The following is a 26,926-nucleotide window of genomic DNA, read 5'->3' as shown; positions in this document are numbered from 1 at the left end:
GTGCCGGCAAAGAGGTCTCAAATATGAAGTTATCTGTGTTCCATTCGTGGAGCTGCCGGGAATTGAACCCGGGTCCTACGGCATTCCCTCAAGACTTCTCCGTGCGCAGTCCGCTATGCCTCTACTTGGATCTCCCGGTCACGCGAACAAGCCGAGATGACGATCCCAGTCGCTGTTTGATGTCCCCACGGGCCCCGCGACCGGCCCCGTGGGTGGGTCCCTCTAGTCGATGCCAGGGTCCGGGCCGAGGGCGCTCCCGGTCTGACAGACACGCGGTCGCTACTTAGGCAGCGAGGGCGTAGTCGCGCTGATGAGAATCGGCGCTTAATTGGTTACAACGACGCTTACGGTGGTCTCTTGCCTGCACCGGCACGCTTCCCTTGATTCGATGCGCGAAGTCGAAACCGTTCAGCCCCTCGCACCCCCGCCGACTTTCGGCAGGACACTCCATCATACCGGTAGCTCCGACAAGCTCCACCGAATATCGGACCACCGCCAAAGTACCAGGTCAGATGACGTAACCCAGGTTCTCCACGATGCGCCGGCCGACCTCGGCGTCACCCTCGAACTCGATGACGACCGGCCGCACCGCGCCCAGCGGACGTCCACCGCACAGCCGGGTGAACTGCCAGCCGTCCATCCGGATCACCGTGGTCGGCTCCGCGCCGCCGAAGTCGGGCACCACGGCCGCGCGGCCGTCGACCGCGACGCGGATGGTGCGCGCCATGGGTCCGGTCAGTTCGATCGCGACGCGCGATCCGTCGGGCGCTCCCCCACGCTTGGCGACGACGAAGCCCATCATCGTCTCGATCTCATCGAGCGACACCTGCGCCTCCGGCTTCTGCAGTGCCGCGTCCGGCGCCGGGCGCGCGACGGACTCGCGGATGTCCTGCTCGTGCATCCAGGAGTCGAACGTCCGGATCCGCATGAAGCGGCCCACGCTGTCCTGTCCTGCCGGCGTCATCGTGGGCGTGTTCCACTCCTCGTCCGACATCGCGTTGAGGGTGGCCCGCCGGTCGTCTGTAACGGCGCGGAACTTCTCCCGCAGCTCGGCTGCCGAGAGCGCGCTGAACGACCGCGTCCAGCATTCGTTCATCACGCCGATGGGGTTGTGCACGTGGTCCAGTTCGGACACGTCGATGTCGGCCTCCGGCACCGGCTCACCCTTGAGCATCAGCTCGGTCCCGATGATGTGCGCGACGACATCCCGGACGTGCCAGCCGGGCAGCTCGGTCTGCGTGGTCAGCAGCTCCGCCTCGGAGATCGTGGACAACAGCTTGTCCAGGTCGTCCCACACCCCGAACAGGGCGGGCAGAACATCGGACTTCTCCAGGACAGTGACGGGACGCGTTGAGCTGCTCACGGACTGACCGTACGACGGCCGAACCGCGCCGGATGGCGAATCGTCCGATGCGTCCCAATCACTGGTCATGACACGATGGCCCCATGGGGGACGACGCACAAGAGGCGCAACGCCTCCGGGACATCGCGGTGATCCGCAAAGTGCGGGACCGGATCGACCGCGAGTACGCCAAGCCGCTCAATGTCGAGGACCTGGCCCGCGGCGCGCACATGTCGGCCGGCCACTTGAGCCGGGAGTTCCGGCGCATCTACGGCGAGTCGCCCTACTCGTACCTGATGACGCGCCGCATCGAACGGGCCATGACCCTGCTGCGCCGGGGCGACCTCAGCGTCACGGATGTGTGCTTCGCCGTTGGCTTTTCGTCACTGGGCACGTTCAGCACGCGGTTCACCGAGCTGGTCGGGGTCGCGCCCAGCGTGTATCGCCGCGACCATTCGCAGGCGGCCGACGGCATTCCCGCCTGCCTGGCCCGGCAGGTCACCAGACCGATCAGGAATCAAGAAGCGCCGCCGCACTGACCGCCATTAGCGTGACGGGCATGGACATCTCGATTCACTACGCATTCCTGCCACACACCGACGCCGAAGCCGCGCTCAAGTTCTACCGCGACGACCTCGGCTTCGAGGTCCGCAAAGACGTTGGCTACCAAGACATGCGGTGGATCACCGTCGGCCCGCCCGGACAGCCGGGCACGTCGATCGTGCTGCACCCGCCGGCCGCCGACCCCGGCATCACCGACGACGAGCGTCGCACCATTCTGGAGCTCATCGCCAAGGGTTCGTACGGCGCGATCACCCTGGCCACCGACGACCTGGATACGCTGTTCGCCCGCCTGGAGGCCTCCGGAGCCGACGTCCTGCAGGAACCGACCGACCAGGATTACGGCGTGCGCGACTGCGCATTTCGCGACCCGTCCGGCAACCTGATCCGGATCAACCAGCTCTAGTCAGCCCACTACCCCGCGGCGATCATCGCGACCGAGGCAAGCGCCAGCGCCATGCCGACGGCCTGCCAGGCCCGAACCCGCTCTTTGAGCACCACCATGGCCAGGGCGACGGTCGCCGCGGGATAGAGCGAGATCAGCACGCTCGCCAACGACAGCATCGAGGCCTGCAGCGCCAGCAGCATCCCCACGTTCGCGATGACGTCGAGCGCCGCCGCGACCAGGCCCAGCTTCAGCGGAAGTCCGCGTGGCAGAGCGAAATTGCGGGTCGCCACCGCGGCGACCATCACCACCGCGGTGGCCGCGAAGCGCGCGAACACCAACGGCCAGAGCTTCGCGTCGTGCGGCACCTGATGGATCACGGCGAAGCTGAGCCCGAAAGTAAGTCCTGAGCCGACGGTCAGCCAGGCGACCTTGGCGGTGAAACGGTGCGGGGTCTCGTCCTCATCGGTGGCCTGGGCACTGACCAGTGCCACCGCGACCAGGGCCAGCGCGATCCCGGCGATCGCCAGCCCGCTGGGCCGCTCCCCCATGGCGACGCCGACGGCAATCGGTCCCGCCGACACCAGGATCGCGGTCAACGGTGAGACGACGGATATGGGTCCAGAACCCAACGCGGCGTAGAACCACCAGATTCCGAACGCCTGCAAGACGCCGCACAACACGCCCCACAGCACTGCGTCCGACGAAACCTGGCCGCCGACAACGCATGCCATCACCGTCAGCAGCACGCCGGCGACGGGGTACGACACCAGCACCACCCGTAGCGCCGCGACGCGCCGGGACGCGATGCCGCCGACGAAATCGCTGATGCCATAGCCCAGCGCCGCCAGCAGCGCGAGCAGGACCCCGGTCAGTTCCTGCCCTTGAGGCGTCGGCCCATCTCGCGGCTGATCTCGCGCTGCGCGTCGCGCTTCGCGATGTCCTGGCGCTTGTCGTGTGCCTCTTTACCGCGGGCCAGCGCCAATTCGACCTTGACGCGGCCGTCGGAGAAGTACATCTTCAGCGGCACCAGTGTGAAGTTGCCGTCGCGCAGTTTGCCGACCAACGTGTCGATCTGCTTCCGGTGCAGCAACAGCTTTCGGTTGCGCCGCGGAGCGTGGTTGGTCCACGTGCCGTGGTGGTACTCGGCGATGTGCAGATTACGGATCCACACTTCGCCGTCGTCGACGGTGGCGAAGGCGTCGGCCAGCGACGCCAAGCCCTCACGCAGACTCTTCACTTCGGTGCCGACCAGGACGATCCCGGCCTCGTAGGTGTCGATGATCGAATAGTTGTGCCGCGCTTTGCGGTTGGTTGCGACCACCGAGTTATTACCCGACTTGTCCTTGGTCGCGTCCTTCTTCTTTGCCACCGCTACCGCCGGATGTACGCGCGCAGCGTCGCGTAGGCCGTGACGCCCGACATCGTCAGGCCCAGGGCCAACATGATTGGCGCGCAATAGAAGAGAACGTCGGCGTAGTCGACCTTGGCGATCAGACCGGCTTGATAGAACTGGTTGAGCACGTCCTCGAGGAACATGGCCCGCACCACGATCAAGCCGATGACGGCGCCCACCACACCGATGGTCGCGGCCAGCATCGCCTCCACCAGGAACGGCAGCTGCGTGTACCAGCGCGTGGCACCGACCAGTCGCATGATGCCGATCTCGGTACGGCGGGTGTAGGCGGCAACCTGAACCATGTTGGCGATCAACAGAACTGCAGCGACCGCCTGCACCAGCGCCACCGCGAATGCCGCGTTGCTGATGCCGCCGAGGATGCCGAAGAGCCTGTCGACCAGTTCCTTCTGGTCGGTCACCTGACGCACACCGGGACGTCCGCGTAGCGCGTCCTCAAATCCCTTGTGCTGCTCGGGATTGTCGAGCTTGACAACGAACGACGCCGGGAACGCCTTCTTGCTCGCATAGTCCTTGAAAGCCGGAATCCGGCGGACGGCGTCGTCGTACGCCTGGTCCCGGTTCATGTACCGCACCGACTTGACGTCCTTGCGGTCGTCGATCAGCTTGCGCAGCGACTTGCACGGGTCGGCGTCACAGTTGGGGTCATTGGACGAGATGTCGTCGGTCAGGAAGACCTGGCTCTCCACGCGGTCCAGGTAGATCTGCTTGGACTGGTCGGCCAGCCGGACGATCAGCAGACCACCACCGAACAAGCCGATGGAGATGGCGGTCGTCAGGATCATGGCAACGGTCATGGTGACGTTGCGACGAAATCCGGTCAGGACTTCATTGACAAGAAAGCCGAAGCGCACTTAGCGATCCATTCCGTAGACGCCGCTCTGCTCATCGCGGATGAGGCGGCCGAGTTCGAGTTCGATGACGCGCTGACGCATCGAGTCGACGATGTGATGGTCGTGGGTGGCCATCACGACCGTCGTACCGGTGCGGTTGATCCGCTCCAGCAGGTCCATGATGTCGTTGCTCGTCTCGGGGTCCAAGTTGCCGGTGGGTTCGTCGGCCAACAGCACCAGCGGGCGGTTGACGAACGCCCGCGCGATCGCCACGCGCTGCTGCTCGCCACCGGACAGCTCACCGGGCAGCCGGTTGGCCTTGCCCGACAGGCCCACCATCTCCAGCACGTCGGGCACGATGCGGTTGATGGTGTCCGGGCGCTTGCCGATCACCTCGAGCGCGAAGGCCACGTTCTCGAACACCGTCTTCTGCTGCAGCAGCCGGAAATCCTGGAACACGCAGCCGAGCACCTGGCGCAGGCTCGGGATGTGCCGGCTGGGCAGCTTGTTGACGTGGAACTTCGAGACGCGGATGTCACCCGAGGTCGGCACCTCGGCACCGAGCAGCAGACGCATGAACGTCGACTTGCCGGAGCCGGACGGACCGATGAGGAAGACGAACTCACCCTTGTCGATCTTGAGCGACACGTTGTCCAGGGCTGGGCGTGCCGAAGACTTGTAGTTCTTACTCACGTGGTCGAGGGTGATCATCACGGCACGCCAGTGTAGTCGGACGTTGAAGTGTGACGGATGAGGCTGATGCCGCTAGCTCGCCGCCGGTGCCGCACCGGGCGAAATCGTGGTGGTCGTGACCGGGCCGCCGGGCGGTGCTGCGGCCGGCAGCGGGCCGGGCGGCGGCGCGGGCGCCGGAGCCGGAGTGGGAGCCGGGGCCTGACCGGGCAGGACCGGCAGTGTGACGGGCGGCAGGATTCCCGGTGCCGGGGTGATGACCGTCGTGGTGGGCGGCGCCGACGTGCTGGAGGTGCTCGTGCCGGACGTGGTCGAGCTGGTCGTCGTGTCGGTCGTCTCGGTGGTGGTCTCGGTCGGCGTCGGCCGGCTCGTCGTCCGGGGGCGGGTGTTCACATCGGTGCGCGGCACCCAGGTGTACTCGGGATTGGGGACGAAACCCGGGGGCACGACCGCGGGCGGCGGTGTCGGCGCCGGCGGTGGCGGCGCGTAGGTCTGGTGCAGCCAGTACGCCACGAAGAAGGCCACGATCAGGCCCACCGTGGACGTCCGGACCCGGCCCAGGATGTACGCGGGCCAGGCGCGGTCGGCGTGTTTGGCCGCGATACGGGACAGCGCGTTCATCGTTGCTCGTCCCCCGGCCCCTGCGTCTTGTCCTCGGCGCCGGCGACGGTGGCCGGATGCACCATGGCCTCGACCTCGGGCTCGTTGTCGTGCGGGCTCTCGATGCCGGCGCGGCCCAGCGCCGAAACGACCATGACCCGCAAGCGCCGGCCGACCTCGAACTGCTTGCCGGGCAAGGTCCGGGCCACCATCCGCAGGTTCACGGTGTCGAGTTCGATGCTCTCCACGCCCATCAGCTGGGGCTTGTCGAGCAGCAAGGTGCGCAACTGGATGTCCTCCATCGCGCGTTCGCAGACCCGGCCCAGCACGTCGTTGACCTTGCCGAGGTCCGCGGTCGTGGGCACCGGGATGTCCACGACGGCGCGCGCCCAGTCCTTGGACAGGTTGACGGTCTTGGCGATCTGCCCGTTCGGGATCGTGTACACCTCACCGTCGCTGGAGCGCAGCTTGGTGACGCGGAGCGTGACGTCTTCGACCGTGCCTTCGGCCGGTGTGTTGATACCGGTGACGGTGAGCGACACCAGGTCACCGAAGCCGTACTGCTTCTCGGTGATGATGAAGAACCCGGCCAGCAGGTCCTGCACGATGCGCTGTGCGCCGAAACCCAGCGCGGCGCCCAGCACAGCTGCGGGCGCGACGAGGGAGCCGATGGGGATGCCGAGGATTTCGATGACGTCGACCAGCACGATCACCGACACCAGGGCGATGGTCACCCACGAGATCACCGAGGCGACGGCTTGCCGGTGCTTGGTGGTCTCCGACCGGACCAGCGCGTCGCTCTCCTGAAAACGCTCGTCGATGCGGGCGGTGATCCGGTGGGTCAGCCAGCCGACGAACCGCGCGATGAGCATCGCCGCGATGACGAGCATGACGATCCGCAGGCCGCGGGTGATGATCCACTCACCGATCGAGCCGCGCCAGAATTCGTGCCACCGCTGGGCCCACCAACCGAGCGATTGCGGTTGGCTCGCGACAAAGACAGAGAAAAAGTTAGTCATCTTCTTTTCGGTTGCGCCAGCGGATCCCGGCCTCCAGGAAGCCGTCGATGTCGCCGTCGAGAACCGAGGCCGGGTTGCCGACCTCGAACTCGGTGCGCAGGTCTTTCACCATCTGGTAGGGGTGCAGCACGTACGAGCGCATCTGATTGCCCCAGGAGCTGCCGCCGTCGCCCTTGAGCGCGTCCATCTCGGCACGCTCTTCCTGGCGCTTGCGTTCCAGCAGCTTGGCGCTGAGCACCCGCATCGCGGAAACCTTGTTCTGCAGCTGCGATTTCTCGTTCTGACAGGTCACGACGATGCCCGTCGGGATGTGCGTCAGCCGGACCGCCGAGTCGGTGGTGTTCACGGACTGACCACCCGGACCGCTCGACCGGTAGACGTCGACGCGGATGTCACCTTCGGGGATGTCGATGGAGTCGGCGGTCTCGACAACCGGCAGCACCTCGACGTCGGCGAACGACGTCTGGCGGCGGCTCTGGTTGTCGAACGGGCTGATCCGCACGAGGCGGTGCGTGCCCTGCTCGACCGACAGGGTGCCGTACGCGAACGGCGTGTGCACCGCGAAGGTCGCGCTCTTGATGCCCGCCTCCTCTGCGTACGACGTGTCGAAGACCTCGACCGGATACCCGTGCTTCTCGGCCCAGCGGATGTACATGCGCATCAACATCTCGGCCCAGTCGGCAGCGTCGACGCCACCGGCGCCGGAGCGAATGGTGACGACAGCTTCCCGCTCGTCGTATTCCCCCGACAGCAGCGTTCGAACCTCGAGCGCCTCGATGTCTTCACGGAGCTTGGCCAATTCGGCGTCGGCGTCTGCCACGGCGTCGGCTTTCGCGGCGCCCTCTTCCTCCTCGGCCAGCTCGTACAGCACCGGCAGGTCCTCGACCCGTCCCCGCAGCTCTTCGACCCGGCGCAGCTCGCCCTGGGCATGCGAGAGGCTGCTGGTCACCTTCTGGGCGTTGGCCTGGTCGTCCCACAACTTGGGGTCGGAGGCTTCCTGTTCGAGATTGGCGATCCGCGCGCGCAGACCGTCGACGTCGAGCACCCGCTCCACAGTGGTCAGAGTGCTGTCGAGGGCGGCAATGTCGGCTTGACGGTCGAGGTCCACAAAGGATGAGGGTACCGATCAGTGAGACGGACTTTCACATTGCAAGCCCTGATCGCTTAGACCGGTTTAGCATCGCCGTGTAAGCCGCTCGGCCGCGTCGCGACAGCCCCTTGCGCGCACCGGGCAGAACAAGAAGGCAAACCAATACATATGCGCCCTTACCACGTGGCGGTTGTCGGATCCGGCCCGTCAGGGTTTTTCGCTGCCGCGTCACTGCTGAAATTCGCCGATGCCAAGGCCGCCGCTGCGGCCGATTCAGAAGAACCGATCGACGTGCGTATCGACATGCTCGAGATGCTGCCCACCCCGTGGGGACTGGTCCGTTCCGGCGTGGCGCCCGACCATCCGAAGATCAAGACGGTGTCGGCGCAGTTCGACAAGATCGCCGACGACCCGCGGTTCCGCTTCTTCGGCAACATCACCGTGGGCGAGCATGTGCAGGCCACGGAGTTGGCCGAACGGTATGACGCCGTCATCTACGCCATCGGTGCCCAGTCCGACCGGCCCCTCGGCATCCCCGGCGAGGAACTGGAAGGCAGCGTGGCCGCCGTCGACTTCGTCGGTTGGTACAACGCGCATCCGCATTTCGCGGCCATGAACCCCGACGTGACGCAGGACCGGGCCGTGGTGGTCGGCAACGGCAACGTGGCCCTGGACGTGGCCCGCATCCTGGTCAGCGATCCGGGCGAGCTGGCGAACACCGACATCGCCGACCACGCGCTGACGGCCCTCGGCGCCCGCGGCGTCCGCGAGGTCGTGATCATCGGCCGGCGCGGCCCGCTGCAGGCCCCATTCACGACGCTGGAGCTGCGCGAGCTCGGTGACCTGGCGGCGATGGCCGACGTCGACGTGGTCGTCGATCCGGCCGATGTCGACGGCATCACCGAAGCGGAGCTGGAGGCCGCCGGCAAGACGGTGCGGCAGAACATCAAGATTCTGCGCGGCTACGCCGAACGTGGGGTGCTGGGGCGCGAGCGCCGCATCGTGTTCAAGTTCCAGACCTCGCCCATCGAGATCAAGGGCGCCGGACGCGTCGAGTCAATTGTGTTGGGCCACAACGAGTTGGTCGACGACGGCGGCCGCATCGTCGCCAAGGACAGCGGCCACCGCGAGGAGCTGCCCGCACAGCTGATCGTGCGGGCCGTGGGCTACCGCGGCGTTCCGACGGCCGGCCTGCCGTTCGACGAGCGCGCCGCGACCATCCCGCACACCGACGGCCGGGTCGAGGGCAGTCGCAACGAGTACGTCGTCGGCTGGATCAAGCGCGGGCCGTCGGGCGTCATCGGCAGCAACAAGAAGGACTCGCAGGACACCGTCAACACCCTGATCGAGGACATCTGCGGCGCCGAGCTGGCCGATTTCGGGGCCACGCACAGCGAGGATCTGGCGGAGTGGTTCGCTTCCCGGCAGCCGGCCGTGGTCACGGGCGACCACTGGCGCCTGATCGACGCGCACGAGAGGTCAGCCGGCGAGGGCCAGAACCGCCCGCGGGTGAAGCTGACCGACGTGGCGGAGATGCTGCGGGTCGCCCACGGCTGAGGAGCTTGCGGATCAGCCCATCGGCCACGCTGAGGAGCTACACCGGAGGCGCCTGCGGCGCGAAGTTCCAGTTGTCGGGGTTCTTCGGCGAGTAGACGACGGGAACCAGTTGGCCCACCGAGGGCCAGTTGGCCACGTCGATCGCCATGCGGCCGTACACCTCGTGCTCATTCACGCTTGGGCCGTTGATGACTCCGGCGACGGTGACGAACTGCTCGCCCGTCGCGTCGGGCCGTGGACTGACGCCGGTGATCAGCAAGGTCCCGCTTTCCCCGCTACGCGTCCGCCGCAGGAACGGCGCGGCCAACAGTACGAGCGCTCCCAGCAAGACAATGAGCACGACGAATTCCCACACGTACTCATGGTAGGACTGCACGCATGAGTACCACCCAAGCAAGTAGCGCAGCGGATTGCGCGTCCCGCCGAGACGACGTCACTTTGGCCTTGGCCCTGGCCGACCAGGCCGACGCCGTGACGTTGGACCGCTTCGGCGCGCTGGATCTGCGGATCGAGACCAAACCGGACCTGACCCCGGTGACCGACGCCGACCAGTCCGTCGAGCGGGTGCTGCGCGAAACGCTGTCCGCGGCTCGGCCGGACGACGCGCTGCTCGGCGAAGAATACGGTGGCACAGCGGTTTTCGCGGGCCGGCAGTGGGTGATCGACCCCATCGACGGCACCAAGAACTTCGTCCGCGGGGTCCCGGTGTGGGCAACGTTGATCGCCCTCCTGGAGGACGGCGTGCCCGTCGTCGGCGTCGTCAGTGCCCCGGCGCTCGGGCGGCGGTGGTGGGCCGGCACCGGCGAAGGTGCGTTCAGTTCGTTCGGCGGGCGGACGCGGCCCATCTCGGTATCGGGTGTCGACGCGCTCGACGCGGCGAGTCTGTCCTACTCGGATCTGACCACCGGCTGGGATGACCGGCGCGAGGCCTTCGTCGCACTGACCGATGCGGTGTGGCGGACCCGGGCCTACGGCGACTTCTGGTCGTACTGCCTGCTGGCCGAGGGCGCCGTGGACATCGCCGTCGAACCGGAGGTCAAGCTCTGGGATCTGGCGGCGCTCGACGTTGTCATCCGGGAGGCCGGCGGAACGTTCACCAACCTCGCCGGCGCGTCCGGCCCGCACGGCGGTAGCGCCGTCGCAACCAACGGGTTGCTGCACGACAAGGTGCTGGCCGCCCTCTCCTGAAAGCAGCCGCGGGCCGCGCCATGGTGCGCCGACCCGGCTGTGGACGCACCCTCCTCTGGGATGCGATATCACCGGCGATATCGCATCCCAGAGTCGTATCGGGGCGGACGGCCTGGTGCTCACGTTGCAGATGCGACTCCTGATGGGGCGGCGAAAACTCCTGGTAAATCCGGGGTTTCACGTCGCGCACCCCGATTTGGACCGCGTGGGCCTTCGCGACACAGGACGTCCGGCAAATGTGAACTTAGTAACACGAGCGTCGTACCTTACTCAGGAGTAAGATACGGTCATAACGCACTGCCCCAACGACGCGAGGCTGTCGAAATGACCAACACCCTTCCCCAGAACGGCACATCTGCCGGCTCCGCACAGCGCCCGGTGCGCAAGGGCCCGGAGAGCGCCATCGGCCTGCAACGGCACAAGCGGACAGCGACCGACATCGGTCTGGCGCTGATCACACCTTTTGTCGGCCAGGAATTCCTCGACAAGTACAACCTGCGCGAGCCCATGAACCGCGGCCTGAAGTACGGCATCAAGACGGCGTTCTCCACCGCCGGCGCCGCAGGCCGTCAGTTCAAGCGCATCCCCGGCATCAACGGCGCGCCGACCCGCCTGAAGCCGGGCGGCTCCGACTACTTCGACCTGAATCCGGACGAAGACCAGCAAATGATCGTCGACACGGTCCGCGAGTTCTCCGAGGAGATCCTGCGGCCGGCCGCTCATGACGCCGACGCGGCTGCGACCTACCCGGCCGACCTGATCGCCAAGTCCGCCGAACTCGGCATCACCGCGATCAACGTGCCCGAGGAGTTCGACGGCATCGCCGCCACCCAGAGCACCGTCACCACCGCGCTGGTGGCCGAGGCCCTCGCCTACGGCGACATGGGTCTGGCCCTGCCGATCCTGGCCCCGGGCGGCGTCGCCTCGGCGCTGACCCGCTGGGGCAGCGCCGGTCAGCAGGCCACCTACCTGCCGTCGTTCGCCGGCGAGAACGTCCCGCAGGCCTGCGTCGCCATCGCCGAGCCGCACGCGCTGTTCGATCCGACCGCGCTGCGGACCACCGCGATCCGCACCCCCAGTGGCTACCGCCTCAACGGCGTCAAGTCGCTGGTCCCGGCCGCCGCCGATGCCGAGCTGTTCATCATCGGCGCCCAGCTCGACGGCAAGCCGGCGCTGTTCATCGTCGAGTCGGGCTCCGAGGGCCTGTCCATCACCGCCGACCCGAGCATGGGCATCCGCGCCGCGGCACTGGGCAAGATCGAGCTGGACAACGTCGCGGTGCCGCTGGCGAACCGGCTCGGCGAGGACGAGGCGACCGACAACGACTACTCCGAGGCCATCGCCCTGTCCCGATTGGGTTGGGCCGCACTGGCAGTCGGCACCTCGCACGCTGTGCTCGACTACGTGGTGCCCTACGTCAAGGAGCGCGAGGCGTTCGGCGAGCCGATCGCCAACCGCCAGGCGGTCGCGTTCATGTGCGCCAACATCGCCATCGAACTCGACGGCCTGCGGCTCATCGTGTGGCGCGGTGCGTCGCGCGCCGAGCAGGGCATGACCTTCCTGCGCGAAGGTGCACTGGCCAAGCGGTTCGCCGCTGACAAGGGCATGCAGATCGGCCTCGACGGCGTCCAGCTGCTCGGCGGCCACGGCTACACCAAGGAACACCCGGTTGAGCGCTGGTACCGCGATCTGCGGGCTCTCGGCGTCGCCGAGGGTGTCGTCGTCCTGTAGTCCGCCCGGTAGTCCCCACTCTTCCCACTCATCCGAAAGACCAATCATGGCAATCAATTTGGAACTGCCCCGCAAGCTGAAGGCTGTGGCGGAAAAGGGTCATCAGGGCGCCGCCGAGATGCTCCGCCCGATCTCCCGCAAGTACGACCTGGCCGAGCACGCCTACCCGTCCGAGCTCGACACCCTGGCGAGCCTGTTCGAGGGCGTGCAGGAATCGAACACCGTCTCGGTGGCCGGTGCCGGCTTCTCGGCCAACGAATCCAAGAGCAAGCACGCAAACGTCAACGGCGCCAACATGTCTGCGCTGCTGAACGCCCTCGAGGTCAGCTGGGGTGACGTCGCCCTGCTGCTGACCGTGCCCTACCAGGGCCTGGGCAACGCCGCGATCTCCGCGGTGGCCACCAAGGAGCAGCTGTCCAAGTGGGGCAAGGTGTGGGCCGCCATGGCCATCACCGAACCCAGCTTCGGCTCGGACTCGGCGGCCGTCACGACCACCGCGGTGCTCGACGGCGACGAGTACGTCATCAACGGCGAGAAGATCTTCGTCACCGCCGGTTCGCGCGCCACCCACATCGTGGTGTGGGCGACGGTCGACAAGTCGCTCGGCCGCGCTGCCATCAAGTCGTTCGTCGTGCCGCGTGAGCACCCCGGCGTCATCGTCGAGCGCCTCGAGCACAAGCTGGGCATCAAGGCCTCCGACACCGCGGTCATCCGCTTCGACAACTGCCGGATCCCGAAGGATTACCTGCTCGGTGATCCAGAGGTCAAGGTGGACAAGGGCTTTGGCGGGGTCATGGAGACCTTCGACAACACCCGTCCGATGGTGGCCGCCATGGCGATCGGCGTCGGCCGCGCCGCTCTGGAGGAGCTGCGGGCCATCCTGACCGACGCGGGCATCGAGATCTCGTACGACAAGCCGGCACATGCGCAGAGTGCCCCGGCCGCCGAGTTCCTGCGGATGGAGTCCGATTGGGAGGCCGCCTACCTGCTGTCGCTGCGCGCGGCCTGGCAGGCCGACAACAAGATCCCGAACTCCAAGGAAGCGTCCATGAGCAAGGCCAAGGCCGGCCGCATGGGCACCGACGTCACCCTCAAGGCCGTCGAATTGGCCGGCACCACCGGCTATTCCGAGTCGACCCTGCTGGAGAAGTGGGCCCGCGACTCGAAGATTCTCGACATCTTCGAGGGCACGCAGCAGATTCAGCAGCTCGTGGTGGCACGCCGCCTGCTGGGTCTGTCGTCCGCACAGCTCAAGTGACCAGCCTCCGGTAACCGTCACAAGCAAACAGGCCCCGGGATTGCTCCCGGGGCCTGTTTGCTTGTTGAGTGTCGACTAGGACGACGCGTTGGCGCCCAGCACGCGCTGCAGGTCAGGCTTCATGGCCTGCAGCTGCTGACCCCAGTAGCCCCAGTCGTGGGTGCCGCTGTCGGGGAAGTTGAACACGCCGTTGTTGCCGCCCGCGGCCAGGTAGTTGTCCTGGAAGGTGCGGTTGGTCCGGATGGTCAGGCCCTCGAGGAACTTGGCCGGGACGTTGTCGCCACCGAGCTCGCTCGGGTTGCCGTTACCGCAGTAGACCCACAGGCGGGTGTTGTTGGCGACGAGGCGCGGGATGTTGACCATCGGGTCGTTGCGCTGCCAGGCATTGTTCGGGTCGCCCGTCGAGCCCCACATGTCGTCGGCCTTGTAGCCACCGGCGTCACCCATGGAGACGTTGATCAGGAACGGCCACCAGCCCTCGGACGGGTTGAGGAAGCCCGACATCGAACCGGCGTAGATGAACTGCTCGGGGTGCCAGATGGCCAGGGTCATGGACGACGAGCCGGCCATCGACAGGCCGACCGCGGCGCTACCGGTGGGCTTGACCTCGCGGTTGGCCTGCAGCCACTGCGGCAGCTCCGAGGTCAGGAAGGTCTCCCACTTGTACGTGGAGCAACCGGACTTGCCGCACGCCGGCTTGTACCAGTCCGTGTAGAAGCTGGACTGGCCGCCGACCGGCATGACGATCGACAGGCCGGAGTTGAGGTACCACTCGAAGGCGGCCGTGTTGATGTCCCAGCCGTTGTAGTCGTCCTGCGCGCGCAGACCGTCGAGCAGGTACACCGCCGGCGACCCGTTGCCACCGCTCTGGAACTGCACCTTGATGTCGCGGCCCATGGACGGCGACGGCACCTGGAGGTATTCGACCGGCAGACCGGGCCGCGAGAACGCGCCGGCGGTTGCTGTCTGGCCGGCAAGTCCGATGAGACCCGGGAGCAAGGCGGCGGCCGAGACGGCGCCGGCGACCCTGCGCGCCCAGCGGCCGCGAAGCTTGTCAACGAACATTCACAATCCCATTTCAGTATCAGGTACCGGGTATCGTGCCCACTCCACGCGATCAGACGGCGTTGGTGGCACGGCCGCGATTTCTCGCGGCCGTGTGCGGCGGCTCAGCCTGGTACGGGAACTGAACGCACCGATAGATTCAGTTGTCTGTGGGCAGTAAAACACGCATGCGACATGCCGAGGAACCCCCGAATCCCGCTTGAGACCAGGTTGTTGCGGACTTCGTACCGTTCAGCTACCACCCTGTCGTAGAGGTACGGGGTGTTCACCCGGCCGTAGGCTGCCGTTTGTGACGAGCGATCCGGACGATGTCGACGGGCTGCCGGGCACCCGATCGGGCAGCCGCTTGGGCATCGATGACTGGCTCGCGGCCGGGTACGCGATCCTGGCCGAAGAGGGCCTCAAGGCACTGAAGATCGACCGGTTGTGCGCCCGATTGGCAGTCACCAAGGGCAGCTTCTACTGGCATTTCGACAACATCGCCGCCTATCGGGCGGCGCTGATTCAGGGCTGGGGTGAACTGCGCGACGCGGACCGCAGTCGCATCGAAGAGATCGGATCGCTGCCCCCGCGGGACCGACTGGCCCAGATGATGAATTCGCTGGTCAGCCCCAGACACTGGACGCTGGAACGCGCGATGCGCGAGTGGGCCCGCTCCGACCCGGCCGTCGCCGAAAGCGTGCGCGCAGCGGACCGGCGGATCCTGGCAGCGGTGCGGCGCGCCTACGAAGACCACGGCTTCGACGAAGACGACGCCGAACTGCGCGCCGAAGCCACATTCGCCGTCGGCATCGGCTTCCTGCACCTGTCGGGAGATGCCCCGCATCCGCGACTGTCGGCCCGCAGCGAGCGGTTTCTCGACCTGATGCTCGCGACCTGACTTCCATACCAAAAGGTATGGTACGGTCCGGCTCATGTTGAGCACGCAGACCGGGATCACCGATGGATTCGTGACCGCACTCGGCGAACGCGCCGCCGAGGCCGAAAAACTTCGGCGGCTCCCCGACGACACGGTCAGCGACCTGATCGCGTCCGGATTCACCGATCTCCTCGTGCCGGCCCGTTTCGGCGGGCAGCAGGCGCCGTTTCCTGACATCCTCGATCCGGTGCGCCGACTCGCCCACGGCTGCACCTCGAGCGCCTGGACCATCGGATTCCTGACGCTGCACAACTGGATGCTGGCGCTGTTCGGCGAGCAGGCCCAGCAGGAGGCGTTCAACAACCGCCCGTTCCTCGCACCGGCGCCACTGGCGCCGACCGGTCGCGGATTGCCGGCCGACGGCGGCATCCGGCTTTCCGGGCGCTGGTCCTGGGCCACGGGCGTGATGCACGGCAACTGGATCATCGTCGCCGCGCTCTGCGGGCCCGATGACGGCATCTATCCCGCCCTGGCACTCCTGCCGATCAGCGACGTCACCGTCGACGACGTCTGGCACACCGATGGCATGCGGGCCACCGGATCGAACGACGTCGTCGTCACCGATGTGTTCGTGCCCGGACACCGCCTGGTCAAGGTGACCGATATCTATGCCGGCACCGCACCCGGCGCGGGACTGCACGACAGCGCCACCTACCGGTGGCCGATGGTGCCGGCACTGGCCCTGCTCGCGGCCATGCCCGCCCTGGGTAGCGCCGAGCGGGTCACCGAGATCTACGCGCAGCGGCTGGCCGAGCGGGTGCTGCCCTACGAAGGCGTCGTACAGAAGGACAAGCCGATCGCCCAGGCGCACCTGGCCGGAGCGCACGTGCGGCTGCGGTCGCTGCGTGGACTGCTCGACGACACGGTCGGCGAGATCCAAGAGATCGTCGTCTCCGGCGATGCCGTCGAGAAGCCCGTACGCGCGCAGGCCCGGTTGGCGGCCGCGCACATCGTCGCCGAATCGCGGGCGGTGATCGGAGATCTGATGGGTGCCGGCGGGGCCAGCATCCACTTCCTGTCCAGCGCGCTGCAGCGGTTCAAGCGCGACGTCGACGTACTGGCCGGGCACGTGGTGTTCGACTACGACACCAGTCGCGAACTGGCCGGCGCACTCACGCTCGGGATGACGATCCCGCGCACGTCGATGATCTGATGAACACGAGGGTGTGAAATAGCCAGATGCCAAACTCGCAGCCCGCTTTCACCAACTTCTTCCAGAAGCGGATCGCCAATCCCGTCATGCGGCGGTTGCCGTTTCAGACTCTGCTCGAGACCACCGGACGCAAGTCCGGCGAACCCCGTCGCACCCCGCTGGGCGGCAAGATCGTCGACGGGCAGTTCTGGTTCGTCTCGGAATTCGGTGAGCAGTCCCAGTACATCCGCAACATCCAGGCTGATCCCCGGGTTCGGGTGCGGTTGCGGGGCAGGTGGCACAGCGGGACTGCACACCTGGTACCCGACGATGACGCGGCCGCGCGACTTCGCGAATTGCCGCAGTTCAACAGCTTCGGGGTACGTACGTTCGGCACCAACCTGCTGACCGTGCGCGTCGACCTGGACGGTTAGGCCCCGCCAATCTCCGTCGGGTCATTGACATCCGTCCATAAGTGAAACTAACGTCACTTTTAGTTCCAGCCACGTACAGGAGCAAGCATGGAATCGTTCGTCCACCTGCGAAAAGGCAAGACTCCCAAGCGGGTTCACGCCGACCTGGACGGCCTCAAGGACGACGAACTCGGGCGCGGCGGCTTCGTCGGCCGCACCGCCAACATGTACCGGCGCAACGACCCGACCGCCTACCGGACCGTCGGCCCGCTGCGGCCGACAGACGTGCTGTCGTCCGAGCTGAAGCCGCCGGATGCGACCGACGCGGCAGGCGCTCCCCTGCTCCTGTTCTCCAACGCCGACTGCCAGGTGCTGCTCAGCCGGCGGAATGTGGAGATGCCGTTCTTCGTCCGGTACGTCGACGGCGATCTACTCCTGTTCGTACACAAGGGTTCCGGACTGCTGGAGACTGAGTTCGGGCCGCTGCGCTACCGCGAGGGTGACTGGGTCTACATCCCGAAGGCCTGCACGTTCCGGCAGGTGCCGGATGACGAGTCCACCTGGCTGATGATCCAGGCCACCGACGACTTCCGGGTGCCGCCGGCCGGCACACTGGGACGGCACTTCCCGTTCGATCCGGCGCAGGTCACCATCCCCGAACCGGAGGCGATAGACGACGACGGTCGTGACGAATATGAGGTGCGCCTCTACCACGAAGGTGGCCCCACTTCGCTTTTCTACCAACACAATCCGCTCGATGTAGAGGGGTGGCGCGGCGACAACTTCCCGTTCACGTTCAACATCGAGGACTACACCGTCATCACCTCCGAGAGCGTGCACCTGCCGCCGACGGTGCACCTGTTCATGCAGGCGACCGGGGTCTACGTGATGAACTTCCTGCCCAAGCCGGCCGAGAGCGTGCCGGGCACCGAGCGCACCCCCTGGTACCACCGCAACGTCGACTACGACGAGATCGCGTTCTTCCACGCCGGCTCGCTGTACGGCATCCCGATGCCGCCCGGCCTGATTTCCCATGCGCCGCAAGGGGTTCACCACGGCGCGCCGGAAGCCGCGCGGGAGCGTGCCCGTCGCAAGTTCGACCAATACGACCGCGTCGACTGGTCGGTGATCGCCATCGACACCCGCCGACGTCTCACACCATCCGCCGAAATCCTCGCCAATGACCTGGGGCAACACTGATGACCACCGAAGCACCCCTGAAGCACAACTACGACCGCATTCCGTATCTGGTTGCCTACCAGAACAACTCGGCGGTCCGCGACGTGTACGGCGGCGTCGCCGAACTCGTGGTGCTGGAGAGCTATCTGCTGAAACCGAAGGCCAAACCGAGCGACACCGTCCTGGTGTTCATGCACCCCATCGGCGGCGGTGCGTATCTGCCGATGATCAACGCCCTGGCGCGCGCCGGCCATCACGTCATCTACTGCAACAGCCGGTTCCGCGGCACCGACTCGGCGTTGCTGATGGAGAAGGTGGTCGAGGACCTCGGTGAGTGCATCAAGGACGCCAAGAACCGGCTGGGCTACGACAAGGTGGTGCTGGCCGGGTGGAGCGGCGGCGGGTCGTTGTCGGTGTTCTACCAGCAGCAGGCTCAGCACCCGACCGTCACGGCGAGCCCGTCCGGCGACGGGCCGGATCTGACCAAGCTGGGCCTGATCCCGGCGGACGGTCTGATGCTGCTGGCCGCCCACATCAGTCGCCACGGGACCATGACCGAGTGGATGGACGCGTCGATCCTCGACGAGAACGACCCGTCACAGCGCGATCCGGAACTCGATCTCTACAACCCGGACAACCCGAACCAGCCGCCCTATACCCCGGAGTTCCTGCAGCGGTACCACGACGCGCAGGTCGCCCGAAACCGGCGAATCACCAAGTGGGTCAAGGATAAACTCGCGGAACTCAAGGCAGCGGGACGACCCGATGACGAGTTCGCGTTCGTCGTCCACGGCACCATGGCCGACCCGCGCTGGCTCGATCCAACGGTCGATCCCAACGAACGCACCCCGGGACAGTGCTATCTGGGGGATCCTCGAGTGGTGAACATGAGCCCCGTCGGCCTCGCCCGATTCTGTACGTTGCGCAGCTGGCTGTCGCAGTGGAGTTACGACGACGCCAACGGTGACGCCGTCAAGGCGGGTCCGGACATCGCGGTGCCGACGCTGGTGATCGGCAACCTCGCCGACGACGCCTGCACCCCCAGCCACACGCGGCGGCTGTACGAGGCCATCGGGCATCCGGACAAGGAGATGCACGAGATTCCCGGCGCCAACCACTACTACTCCGGCCCGGATCAGCGCGGCACCCTGCGTCAGGCAGTCGGCATCTGCACCGATTGGCTGCACCGGCAGGGATTCTCCGCATGAGCGCTACCGGTGCTCTCGACGGCATCAGAGTCCTCGAACTCGGCACCCTGATCTCGGGGCCGTTCGCTGGGCGGCTGCTGGGCGACATGGGCGCCGAGGTGCTCAAGATCGAGTTGCCGTCGTCCCCCGATCCGCTGCGGACGTGGGGTCAGGCCGAACTCGACGGGCACCGGTTCTTCTGGACGGTCCACGCGCGCAACAAGAAAGCCGTAACGCTCGACCTGCGCACCGAACGCGGACGGGAGCTGTTCCTCGATCTGGTCGAGCAGTCCGATGTGATCGTGGAGAACTTCCGGCCGGGCACCCTGGAGAAGTGGAACCTGGGCTACGACGTTCTGCGCGAACGTAATCGGGGCATCATCCTGGTGCGAGTGTCGGGCTACGGGCAGACCGGGCCGGACGCCGGGAAGGCCGGCTACGCGTCGGTCGCCGAGGCCGCCAGCGGGCTCCGGCACATGAACGGCTTCCCGGGCGGTCCTCCCCCGCGGCTGGCCCTGTCGTTGGGCGACAGCCTTGCCGGGATGTTCGCCGCGCAAGGTGCACTGGCCGCGCTGTACCGGCGCAGTGTCACGGGTGAGGGTCAGGTCGTGGATACGGCACTCACCGAAAGTTGTTTGGCCATCCAGGAATCCACGATTCCCGACTACGACGTCGGCGGTGTGGTCCGCGGGCCGTCCGGCACTCGGCTGGAAGGCATCGCGCCGTCGAACATCTATCAGAGCGCAAACGGCAGCTGGGTGGTGATCGCGGCCAACCAGGACACCGTGTTCCGGCGGCTGTGCCAGGCCATGGGCCGCCCCGAGCTGGCGACCGACGAGCGGTTCGTCGACCATCTGTCGCGCGGCCGCAACCAGGACGAGCTCGACAAGCTCATCGGCGACTGGGCCGCGCAGCGTGAGCCCCAGGACATCATCGCCACATTGTCGGATGCCGGGGTGATCAGCGGGCCCATCAACACCGTCGCCGAGGTGGTGCAGGACCCGCAGTTGCAGGCACGCAACATGATTGCCGACCACTGGGACGAGCGGGTGCAGCGCAACGTGAAGGGTCCCGGCGTCGTTCCGGTGCTGTCGGAGACCCCGGGCACCATCCGCAACGGTGGGTCGGCGCGGCCGGGCCAGGACAACAACGAGGTGTACGGCAGGCTCCTCGGTCTCGACGCCGCGCAGTTGGCGGCGCTGCGCGAGGAGGGCGTGTTGTGACCGACCTCCCCACCTACGTCACCATCCGTGAGGTCTGCCTGCGCGACGGCCTTCAGCTCGAAGACCCGATCCCGTTGTCCGCCAAGCTCGAACTGCTCGAAGCCATCGTCGCCACCGGCGTGCGGGAAGTCGAGGCGACGGCCTTCGTGTCGCCGTCGAAGGTGCCCGCGCTGGCCGACGCTCCCGAGGTGGCTGCGGCACTGGCCACATTTCCGGATATCGAATTCTCGGCACTGGTGGCCGGGCCGGGTGGGGCGGGCCGCGCGCTGGCCGCCGGCATGCGGTCCCTCGAATACGTCGTGTCCGCCGCCGACAGCCACAGCCAGGCGAACGTCGGACGGTCGACGGCTGACTCCACGGCACTGATCGCCGACATCGTCGGTCTGGCCCACGACAGCGGCGCGAGTGCCGAGGTCATCATCGCCACTGCCTGGGACTGCCCGTTCGACGGGCCGACCGACCCAGGGCGGGTGATCGAAATCGCGGCAGCAGCAGGGGAATTCGGGGCAGATCGGGTCGCCATCGCCGACACCATCGGGACCACCACCCCACGGCGCGTCACCGATCTGATCACGCGGGTCCGGCCGGTGATCGGCGACCTGCCGCTCGGCGCCCATTTCCACAACACCCGGGGCTCCGGCCTGGCCAGCGCGTACGCGGCGGTGCAAGCCGGCGTGACCCGACTCGACGCCTCCGTCGGCGGACTGGGCGGCTGCCCATTCGCACCGGGCGCCACCGGCAACATCGCCACCGAGGATCTGGTCTACCTGTTGCGGGACAGCGGCATCGAGACCGGCATCAGCCTGGACCTGGCCATCGAGGCGGCCGCAGTGGCACAGCGCGTCGTCGGCCACGAACTGCCCAGCGCACTCCTGCGTGCCGGCGACCGGCTGCTCGGCTGAGCATGCCTGCCGACATCCTGACCGCCAAGGGCCGCCAGACCCGCGAGGCCATCGCACTGGCCGCGCGGAAACTGTTCGCCGAGCGCGGTTTTCATGGCACGACACTCGCCGACATCACCTCGGCCGCAGGCAAGTCGTCGGCGGTGTTCTACCGCTACTTCGACGACAAGGAAGACCTGCTGGCCGCGCTGGCCGAGTCGTTCCTGCACGACATCGTCACCCCGTCGGGCATGAGTGTGCCGCTACCGGAGTCCCCCGAGGACACCGAGTACTTCACCACCGTCGTGACGGGGTACTGGAACCTCTTCAAGCAGAACATCGGCATCATGATCGCCGTCGCCCAGCTGGGTGCCACGCAGCCCCGATTCGCCAAGGTGCAGAACGAATTCCGCCGATTCGGCATGGACATGGTCGCCGACTCGGTGCGCCACGCCGCAGACCAGGGCTACGCGCAGGGCCTCAATCCCGAACACATCGCCGCGGCGATTTCGCTGCTGTTCGAGAACTTCACCGTCGTGGTGGTCGGCAACCCGGGCTCCGGGCTGCAGATCAGCGATGAGGACGCCATTGCCACATTGTCGACAATCTGGAAGAAAACCCTGTACGGCTTCTGACCGAAAGTAGAGATCACCGTGGATTTCGCTGTACCGGAACATCTTCCGGGCCTGTTGGCCGAGATGGACGCCTTCATCGAGGCAGAGATCAAGCCACTGGAACGGGAGAACCTGCAGTACTTCGACCGACGTCGCGAATTCGCCCGCACCGACCTGGAGAACGGCGGTGTGCCCACCAGGGCATGGGAGGACCTGCTCGACGAGATGCGCCGCCGCGCCGACGCCGCGGGTTGGCTGCGGTACGGCCTGCCCAGTGAGTTCGGCGGCCGCGACGGCACCAACCTGGACATGGCCGTCATCCGGGAACACCTGGCAAACAAGGGCCTCGGGCTGCACAACGACCTGCAGGACGAGTCGTCGATCGTCGGGAACTTCCCGCAGGTCATCATGATGAGCCGGTTCGGCACCGCGACACAGCAAGCCGAGTGGGTCGAGGCCATGATCACCGGTGAGCAGTCCATGGCGTTCGGGCTCACCGAACCCGATCATGGCAGTGACGCCACCTGGCTGGAGACCACCGCGGTCCGGGACGGAGACGGCTGGATCATCAACGGCCGCAAACGCTGGAACACGGGAGTGCACCGCGCGACCCACGACCTGATTTTCGCCCGCACCTCGGGTGAGCCCGGTCAAGCGGTCGGCATCACGGCGTTCCTGGTCCCCACCGACGCCCCGGGATTCACCGTCCCCTACTACTGGTGGACGTTCAACATGCCGAGCGATCACGGCGAGGTCGAGCTGAAAGATGTTCGGGTTCCGGATGATGCGGTGCTCGGCGAGGTGGACCACGGCTTGGAGGTCGGCCAGACGTTCCTGCACGAGAACCGCATTCGGCAGGCCGCCAGCAGTCTGGGCGCCGCGCAGTACTGCATCGACCGTGCCGCGCAGTACGCCGGCGAGCGCGTGGTGTTCGGCAAGCCGCTTGCGGTGAACCAGGCCGTGCAGTGGCCGCTGGCCGAGCTGCAGACCGAGGCCCAGATGGTCCGGCTGCTGGTGTATTACGCCGCCTGGCATTTGGATCGCGACCACCACATGGAGGTCTCCGACAAGGTGTCGATGGCCAACTACCGCGCCAACCGGTTGGTGTGTGAGGCTGCGGACCGGGCCATGCAAATCCACGGCGGCATCGGTTACAGCCGGCACGAACCGTTCGAGCACATCTACCGGCACCACCGCCGCTACCGGATCACCGAAGGCGCCGAGGAGATTCAGATTCGCCGGGTGGCGCAACGGATGCTGAAGTTCGGGCGCAAGTGATCGACGCCCCAGAATTGGCCCGAGCGCTCGCCGCGGCGCTCAAACCCAGCCTCGGTGACGTCGATGTCGAGAACCTGCGGGAGCTGACCGGCGGGGCCAGCCGCGCGACATGGGCGTTCTCGGCGACCACCGCCACCGGCTCCCGCCGGCTGATTCTGCGGGTCGGGCCGCCCGACGAGATCCACGCCGGAATGGAACTGGAGGCCGCCGCGCTGTCCCGGGCCGCTGCCGCAGGCGCTCCGGTTCCGCAGGTGCTGGCCGCCAGCAATTCGGCTGAGGCCCTGGGCAATCCGTTCCTGGTGTGTGATTTCGTGGCCGGCGAGACCATCGTCCGCAAGATTCAGCGGGCACTCGACGACTTGGGCCGGGCCACTCTTCTCCAGCAATGCGCCGAAGCTCTGGCTTCCATCCACCGCGCCGATCCCACCGGCATCGGATTGTCGAGTGAGGACCAGCTGGACTCGTGGCGACGCGAGCTCGATGAGATCGGCGACACCACAGCCACTTTCGAATGGGCGTTCCGCTGGTTGGAGCGTAATCAGCCGGCGGACGTCGGTGATCCGGTGCTGGTGCACGGCGACTTCCGGATGGGCAACCTGATCGTCGACGGCAGCCGACTGGCGGCGGTGCTGGATTGGGAGCTCACCCACCTCGGCTCGCGCGTCGAGGACCTGGCCTGGTTCTGCGTTCGGGCCTGGCGCTTCGGTGCGCCACGCGCGCTGGACGCGGGCGGCCTCGGCAGCATCGAAGACTTTCTCGCCGCCTATGAGCGCGCCGGCGCGATCACCGTGGACCGCAAGACCTTTCATTGGTGGCTGGTGTCGGCGACCTTGCGCTGGGGCATCATCTGCCGGTACCAGGCCGAGCGCCACCTCTCGGGACAGACCCGGTCTGTGGAGCTCGCGACCATCGGCCGCCGGGTGTGCGAAACCGAATGGGACCTGCTCGGCCTGTTGGAGGCGCGATGAGCCACTACCGTCCCACCGCCGCAGAATTGGTCGCTGCGGTGGCCGAGTTCCTGGAGAAAGAAGTACGCGACGCCACTGGACCAAATAGTCGGCTCGCCGACGCCGGCGCCGTCAACTTCCATGCCCGCGTCGCTGCCAACGCGTTGCGGATCGTCGAACGGGAACTGCGACAGGACAGTGCGGAACCCAGCCTGTTGGGCTTCGCCGACGAGCAGCAACTCGCCACAGCCATTCGCCACGGTGACTTCGACCACCGCAGCCCTGAGCTCGAATCCGTGCTGCGGAACCTCGTGCGGCACCGGCTCGACGTGGCCCACCCGGGCTACGAGCAGGAGTAGTCAGTTCCCCTGCGGCACAACGAATACCGTGTTCGCAAGCATACGGCGCAGCCATCGCCGGTAATGGTCGACACTGCGGCCGCCGCGGTCGGTGATGTGGAGGTACGTCTCGACGCTGACCAGGACCGTCATCGTTTCCACGATCTCGTCGAACGAAACGTCATCGCGGAGCCAGCCACGCTCACGGTAGACCCCGAGGATCCGGCGCGCCTGCGCAGTGATGCCGACGAACGACTCCGCCAGATACTCGTGCAGCTTCGGCTCTGAATTGGCTCCGCCGATCAGCGCCAGATGCAGGCGCGCGACACGCCCGTTGAGATCAACCACCCCCGCAACGAGGGCGTCCAGCGCGTGCGCCGGGTCGTCGATGGCGACCAACGCGCGGCCGATGTCGAGGTTCAGCACATTGTCTTCACCGACCGCGCCCACCGCCGCGTATTCAATGGCGGCGATCAGCAGCGCCGCCTTGGGTCCTTGTCCCTGAACGGTTTCCGCCGAGACTCCTGCCGCGGCCGCAATAGCTGCCAAGGTGGTGCGGGCATAACCGTCGGCAGCGAACAGCTCGGCGGCCGTCTGCAGAATGCGGTTTCTGGTTGCCTCGGCCTGCTCACGGCGGAGCGCGGACTGATACGTCCGGGTCGACTTCATCGCTATTGACTTGGGTGGCACGGTAATGAATACTACGTGACATAGGCAGAAATAGCATCAGGAGGCACAGTGTCCTCGATCCTCATCGCCAGCACGCCCGGGCAGGGACACGTCAATCCGCTGCTGGCCGCAGCCCAGGGCTTCGCCGGTCGGGGTGACGACGTGCGATTCCTCACCGGTACACGGTTCGCGGACAAAGTCACCGCCGCAGGCGCATCCTTCCTCCCCCTACCGGCCGAAGCCGACCTCGATGAATCCGTCCTGGGCGACGTTCCAGAACGCGCCCAGCTGAGGGGCGTCAAGGCAGTCGCGTTCGATATCGAGCGGTTCTTCGTCGGCCCCTCCAGAGCCCAGTACGAGGCGGTGGTCGAGGCAATTGCCACCAAGCGCGTCGACGCCGTCGTGGTGGATCCGGCTTTCCTCGGCGCCGCGTACCTCCTCGGACACCCGCGGGCCTCCCGCCCGCCCGTCGTGGTGGGTGGGGTCCTGCCGCTGTGGATCGCAAGCCGCGACACGGCGCCATTCGGCGCTGGCTTGGCACCCGCCCGCGTCCTGAACCGGCCGCGCAATGCAGTGCTGAGTGCGGTGACCCGTCACGTGCTGCGTCAGCCGAATCGGGCAAGCAACGAGATTCACCGTCAGCTGCACGGCAGGGACATGCCGGGGGCCATGACCGACTGGTGCCGCCGGGCCGACGCCTACGTCCAGTTCAGCGTGCCGTCTTTCGAATACCCGCTGTCGGACGCGCCCGAGACCCTGCATTTCATCGGACCACTGACCGGGCACAGCTCGCAGTTTCCCCTGCCGGACTGGTGGGCCGATCTCGACGGCTCCCGGCCCGTCGTCCATGTCACGCAAGGCACGGTCGCCAACCTCGATTACTCCCAGACCATTACGCCCACTCTGGAGGCCCTGGCCGACGACGACGTCCTCGTGGTGGTGGCCACGGGAGGCCGGCCGCTGGACACCCTGCCGCCGCTGCCGGCGAACGCCCGCGCGGCAGTCTTTCTCCCCTATGACGAACTCCTGCCTCGCACATCGGTTTACGTCACCAACGGCGGCTACGGCGGTGTCCACTACGCGATGCGTCACGGCGTACCGATCGTCGCCACCGGCGGCAAAGAAGACAAACCCGAGGTCGGCGCCCGAGTGGCCTGGTCGGGCGTCGGGCGCCGGATCCGCAGCGAACACCCCAGCCCGCGCGCGCTGCGCCGCGCCATCCACGCGGTGCTGAACGAACCCCGCTACCGGCTGGCCAGCCGGCGCATCGCCGCTGACATCGCCGCTGCCCCGGGATTCGCCGGCCTGGCGACGGTCGTCGATACGCTGACGCAATCGCCTTGCCCGCCAAGTACACCCGTGGATCGGCCACGAAACGGCTCGCCCGAAGGTAATTCGGTCGTAGCCTGA

Annotated in this window: 29 protein-coding genes and 1 other RNA gene; 18 read left to right on the top strand and 12 right to left on the bottom strand. The window is 66.8% G+C overall.

Translation table 11 applies throughout. The features are described from left to right. Positions 1–44: 44 nt before the first annotated feature. Both ssrA and EB75_RS13970 read right to left on the bottom strand, forming a co-directional pair. Positions 45–416, bottom strand: a transfer-messenger RNA (tmRNA) gene (ssrA, locus tag EB75_RS13975). 92 nt (positions 417–508) lie between these two features. Then, positions 509–1,363 carry a maleylpyruvate isomerase family mycothiol-dependent enzyme gene (locus EB75_RS13970; RefSeq protein ID WP_073695988.1) on the bottom strand — a complete coding sequence of 285 codons (855 nt, stop codon included), beginning with the start codon at positions 1,361–1,363 and terminating at the stop codon, positions 509–511. Between the two features lie 83 nt (positions 1,364–1,446). Here EB75_RS13970 and EB75_RS13965 point away from each other — a divergent pair, with 83 nt between their 5' ends. Both EB75_RS13965 and EB75_RS13960 read left to right on the top strand, forming a co-directional pair. Further along, positions 1,447–1,881: a helix-turn-helix transcriptional regulator gene (locus EB75_RS13965; protein ID WP_073695985.1), complete on the top strand. Its 435-nt coding sequence runs from the start codon at positions 1,447–1,449 to the stop codon at positions 1,879–1,881. Positions 1,882–1,901: 20 nt separating this feature from the next. Beyond that, complete coding sequence (locus EB75_RS13960; protein WP_073695984.1) at positions 1,902–2,309, top strand: VOC family protein; 408 nt, start codon at positions 1,902–1,904, stop codon at positions 2,307–2,309. A gap of 8 nt (positions 2,310–2,317) precedes the next feature. On the opposite strand, the gene EB75_RS13955 is transcribed toward EB75_RS13960, so the two are convergent. From EB75_RS13955 to prfB, 7 genes are read right to left on the bottom strand one after another with little or no spacing between them, the layout of a single operon-like run. Next, entirely contained in the window at positions 2,318–3,163 is an 846-nt protein-coding gene (locus tag EB75_RS13955; protein WP_174557668.1) for an EamA family transporter, read from the bottom strand. Further along, on the bottom strand, positions 3,160–3,660 hold the full coding sequence (smpB, locus tag EB75_RS13950; protein WP_073695982.1) for an SsrA-binding protein SmpB: 501 nt from the start codon (positions 3,658–3,660) through the stop codon (positions 3,160–3,162). Before smpB ends, EB75_RS13955 begins: the two co-directional genes overlap by 4 nt. A 2-nt stretch (positions 3,661–3,662) precedes the next feature. Beyond that, positions 3,663–4,559, bottom strand: coding sequence for a permease-like cell division protein FtsX (gene ftsX, locus EB75_RS13945; protein ID WP_073695981.1), 897 nt, complete (start codon positions 4,557–4,559; stop codon positions 3,663–3,665). Beyond that, positions 4,560–5,249: a cell division ATP-binding protein FtsE gene (ftsE, locus tag EB75_RS13940; RefSeq protein ID WP_020102687.1), complete on the bottom strand. Its 690-nt coding sequence runs from the start codon at positions 5,247–5,249 to the stop codon at positions 4,560–4,562. 54 nt (positions 5,250–5,303) lie between these two features. After that, positions 5,304–5,849 (bottom strand): Rv3103c family proline-rich protein, encoded by a 546-nt coding sequence (locus EB75_RS13935; protein WP_073695980.1) that lies wholly within the window; start codon positions 5,847–5,849, stop codon positions 5,304–5,306. Further along, positions 5,846–6,847 (bottom strand): mechanosensitive ion channel family protein, encoded by a 1,002-nt coding sequence (locus EB75_RS13930; protein WP_073695979.1) that lies wholly within the window; start codon positions 6,845–6,847, stop codon positions 5,846–5,848. The genes EB75_RS13935 and EB75_RS13930 overlap by 4 nt, the downstream gene beginning before the upstream one ends. Then, a complete protein-coding gene (gene prfB, locus EB75_RS13925; RefSeq protein WP_073695978.1) occupies positions 6,840–7,955 on the bottom strand; it encodes a peptide chain release factor 2 in 1,116 nt (371 codons plus the stop codon). The genes EB75_RS13930 and prfB overlap by 8 nt, the downstream gene beginning before the upstream one ends. A gap of 150 nt (positions 7,956–8,105) precedes the next feature. On the opposite strand from prfB, the gene EB75_RS13920 reads away from it, so the two are divergent. Beyond that, positions 8,106–9,494, top strand: coding sequence for an FAD-dependent oxidoreductase (locus EB75_RS13920; protein ID WP_073695977.1), 1,389 nt, complete (start codon positions 8,106–8,108; stop codon positions 9,492–9,494). Positions 9,495–9,531: 37 nt separating this feature from the next. Here the strand turns inward: EB75_RS13920 and EB75_RS13915 are convergent, their stop codons facing one another. Next, complete coding sequence (locus EB75_RS13915; RefSeq protein ID WP_073695987.1) at positions 9,532–9,849, bottom strand: hypothetical protein; 318 nt, start codon at positions 9,847–9,849, stop codon at positions 9,532–9,534. A gap of 23 nt (positions 9,850–9,872) precedes the next feature. Between EB75_RS13915 and hisN the strand changes: the two genes are divergently transcribed. The 3 genes from hisN to EB75_RS13900 all read left to right on the top strand — a co-directional run bounded on the left by hisN (position 9,873) and on the right by EB75_RS13900 (position 13,671). Beyond that, positions 9,873–10,682, top strand: a complete 810-nt coding sequence (gene hisN, locus EB75_RS13910; protein ID WP_073695976.1) for a histidinol-phosphatase — start codon at positions 9,873–9,875, stop codon at positions 10,680–10,682. Between the two features lie 324 nt (positions 10,683–11,006). Then, on the top strand, positions 11,007–12,413 hold the full coding sequence (locus EB75_RS13905; protein WP_073695975.1) for an acyl-CoA dehydrogenase family protein: 1,407 nt from the start codon (positions 11,007–11,009) through the stop codon (positions 12,411–12,413). Positions 12,414–12,459: 46 nt separating this feature from the next. After that, entirely contained in the window at positions 12,460–13,671 is a 1,212-nt protein-coding gene (locus EB75_RS13900) for an acyl-CoA dehydrogenase family protein (protein WP_073695974.1), read from the top strand. 75 nt (positions 13,672–13,746) lie between these two features. On the opposite strand, the gene EB75_RS13895 is transcribed toward EB75_RS13900, so the two are convergent. Then, positions 13,747–14,736 (bottom strand): esterase family protein, encoded by a 990-nt coding sequence (locus EB75_RS13895; protein ID WP_073695973.1) that lies wholly within the window; start codon positions 14,734–14,736, stop codon positions 13,747–13,749. A 289-nt stretch (positions 14,737–15,025) separates the two neighbouring features. On the opposite strand from EB75_RS13895, the gene EB75_RS13890 reads away from it, so the two are divergent. From EB75_RS13890 to EB75_RS29970, 11 genes are all read left to right on the top strand, one after another. Continuing rightward, on the top strand, positions 15,026–15,616 hold the full coding sequence (locus EB75_RS13890) for a TetR/AcrR family transcriptional regulator (protein ID WP_073695972.1): 591 nt from the start codon (positions 15,026–15,028) through the stop codon (positions 15,614–15,616). A 34-nt stretch (positions 15,617–15,650) separates the two neighbouring features. Next, a complete protein-coding gene (locus EB75_RS13885) occupies positions 15,651–16,808 on the top strand; it encodes an acyl-CoA dehydrogenase family protein (RefSeq protein ID WP_073695971.1) in 1,158 nt (385 codons plus the stop codon). 26 nt (positions 16,809–16,834) lie between these two features. Beyond that, positions 16,835–17,221 (top strand): nitroreductase/quinone reductase family protein, encoded by a 387-nt coding sequence (locus EB75_RS13880; RefSeq protein WP_073695970.1) that lies wholly within the window; start codon positions 16,835–16,837, stop codon positions 17,219–17,221. 87 nt (positions 17,222–17,308) lie between these two features. Continuing rightward, complete coding sequence (locus tag EB75_RS13875) at positions 17,309–18,400, top strand: homogentisate 1,2-dioxygenase (RefSeq protein WP_073695969.1); 1,092 nt, start codon at positions 17,309–17,311, stop codon at positions 18,398–18,400. Further along, entirely contained in the window at positions 18,400–19,587 is a 1,188-nt protein-coding gene (locus tag EB75_RS13870) for an alpha/beta hydrolase family protein (RefSeq protein WP_073695968.1), read from the top strand. Before EB75_RS13875 ends, EB75_RS13870 begins: the two co-directional genes overlap by 1 nt. Then, on the top strand, positions 19,584–20,789 hold the full coding sequence (locus EB75_RS13865) for a CaiB/BaiF CoA transferase family protein (protein ID WP_073695967.1): 1,206 nt from the start codon (positions 19,584–19,586) through the stop codon (positions 20,787–20,789). Before EB75_RS13870 ends, EB75_RS13865 begins: the two co-directional genes overlap by 4 nt. Further along, on the top strand, positions 20,786–21,691 hold the full coding sequence (locus EB75_RS13860; protein WP_073695966.1) for a hydroxymethylglutaryl-CoA lyase: 906 nt from the start codon (positions 20,786–20,788) through the stop codon (positions 21,689–21,691). The genes EB75_RS13865 and EB75_RS13860 overlap by 4 nt, the downstream gene beginning before the upstream one ends. Positions 21,692–21,693: 2 nt before the next feature. Further along, positions 21,694–22,305 carry a TetR/AcrR family transcriptional regulator gene (locus tag EB75_RS13855; protein WP_073695965.1) on the top strand — a complete coding sequence of 204 codons (612 nt, stop codon included), beginning with the start codon at positions 21,694–21,696 and terminating at the stop codon, positions 22,303–22,305. Between the two features lie 18 nt (positions 22,306–22,323). Beyond that, positions 22,324–23,562 (top strand): acyl-CoA dehydrogenase family protein, encoded by a 1,239-nt coding sequence (locus EB75_RS13850; RefSeq protein WP_073695964.1) that lies wholly within the window; start codon positions 22,324–22,326, stop codon positions 23,560–23,562. Beyond that, the gene (locus tag EB75_RS13845; RefSeq protein ID WP_286150191.1) at positions 23,559–24,530 is read left to right on the top strand and encodes a phosphotransferase family protein; all 972 of its coding nucleotides are present in this window, start codon (positions 23,559–23,561) and stop codon (positions 24,528–24,530) included. Before EB75_RS13850 ends, EB75_RS13845 begins: the two co-directional genes overlap by 4 nt. Continuing rightward, complete coding sequence (locus EB75_RS29970) at positions 24,527–24,868, top strand: DUF6285 domain-containing protein (protein ID WP_286150190.1); 342 nt, start codon at positions 24,527–24,529, stop codon at positions 24,866–24,868. The genes EB75_RS13845 and EB75_RS29970 overlap by 4 nt, the downstream gene beginning before the upstream one ends. Here EB75_RS29970 and EB75_RS13840 read toward each other — a convergent pair whose 3' ends face one another. Next, a complete protein-coding gene (locus tag EB75_RS13840) occupies positions 24,869–25,516 on the bottom strand; it encodes a TetR/AcrR family transcriptional regulator (RefSeq protein WP_073695963.1) in 648 nt (215 codons plus the stop codon). 69 nt (positions 25,517–25,585) lie between these two features. Here EB75_RS13840 and EB75_RS13835 point away from each other — a divergent pair, with 69 nt between their 5' ends. Continuing rightward, the gene (locus EB75_RS13835) at positions 25,586–26,926 is read left to right on the top strand and encodes a glycosyltransferase (RefSeq protein ID WP_073695962.1); all 1,341 of its coding nucleotides are present in this window, start codon (positions 25,586–25,588) and stop codon (positions 26,924–26,926) included.

The organism is Mycobacterium sp. ST-F2, from assembly GCF_001905655.1.
Lineage (GTDB): Bacteria > Actinomycetota > Actinomycetes > Mycobacteriales > Mycobacteriaceae > Mycobacterium.
The sequence above is the reverse complement of the archived record's forward strand: the minus strand, read 5'-3'. Positions and strand labels throughout refer to the sequence as shown.

Bases quoted from the DNA above. Each gene is read 5' to 3' on its own strand.
- EB75_RS13880 (WP_073695970.1), top strand. From the start codon at position 16,835: ATGCCAAACTCGCAGCCCGCTTTCACCAACTTCTTCCAGAAGCGGATC.
- EB75_RS13870 (WP_073695968.1), top strand. From the start codon at position 18,400: ATGACCACCGAAGCACCCCTGAAGCACAACTACGACCGCATTCCGTAT.
- EB75_RS13875 (WP_073695969.1), top strand. From the start codon at position 17,309: ATGGAATCGTTCGTCCACCTGCGAAAAGGCAAGACTCCCAAGCGGGTT.
- EB75_RS13900 (WP_073695974.1), top strand. From the start codon at position 12,460: ATGGCAATCAATTTGGAACTGCCCCGCAAGCTGAAGGCTGTGGCGGAA.
- EB75_RS13920 (WP_073695977.1), top strand. From the start codon at position 8,106: ATGCGCCCTTACCACGTGGCGGTTGTCGGATCCGGCCCGTCAGGGTTT.
- EB75_RS13840 (WP_073695963.1), bottom strand. From the start codon at position 25,516: ATGAAGTCGACCCGGACGTATCAGTCCGCGCTCCGCCGTGAGCAGGCC.
- EB75_RS13865 (WP_073695967.1), top strand. From the start codon at position 19,584: ATGAGCGCTACCGGTGCTCTCGACGGCATCAGAGTCCTCGAACTCGGC.
- EB75_RS29970 (WP_286150190.1), top strand. From the start codon at position 24,527: ATGAGCCACTACCGTCCCACCGCCGCAGAATTGGTCGCTGCGGTGGCC.
- EB75_RS13935 (WP_073695980.1), bottom strand. From the start codon at position 5,849: ATGAACGCGCTGTCCCGTATCGCGGCCAAACACGCCGACCGCGCCTGG.
- EB75_RS13885 (WP_073695971.1), top strand. From the start codon at position 15,651: ATGTTGAGCACGCAGACCGGGATCACCGATGGATTCGTGACCGCACTC.
- EB75_RS13960 (WP_073695984.1), top strand. From the start codon at position 1,902: ATGGACATCTCGATTCACTACGCATTCCTGCCACACACCGACGCCGAA.
- hisN (WP_073695976.1), top strand. From the start codon at position 9,873: ATGAGTACCACCCAAGCAAGTAGCGCAGCGGATTGCGCGTCCCGCCGA.
- EB75_RS13965 (WP_073695985.1), top strand. From the start codon at position 1,447: ATGGGGGACGACGCACAAGAGGCGCAACGCCTCCGGGACATCGCGGTG.
- EB75_RS13855 (WP_073695965.1), top strand. From the start codon at position 21,694: ATGCCTGCCGACATCCTGACCGCCAAGGGCCGCCAGACCCGCGAGGCC.
- EB75_RS13905 (WP_073695975.1), top strand. From the start codon at position 11,007: ATGACCAACACCCTTCCCCAGAACGGCACATCTGCCGGCTCCGCACAG.
- ftsE (WP_020102687.1), bottom strand. From the start codon at position 5,249: ATGATCACCCTCGACCACGTGAGTAAGAACTACAAGTCTTCGGCACGC.
- EB75_RS13895 (WP_073695973.1), bottom strand. From the start codon at position 14,736: ATGTTCGTTGACAAGCTTCGCGGCCGCTGGGCGCGCAGGGTCGCCGGC.
- EB75_RS13930 (WP_073695979.1), bottom strand. From the start codon at position 6,847: ATGACTAACTTTTTCTCTGTCTTTGTCGCGAGCCAACCGCAATCGCTC.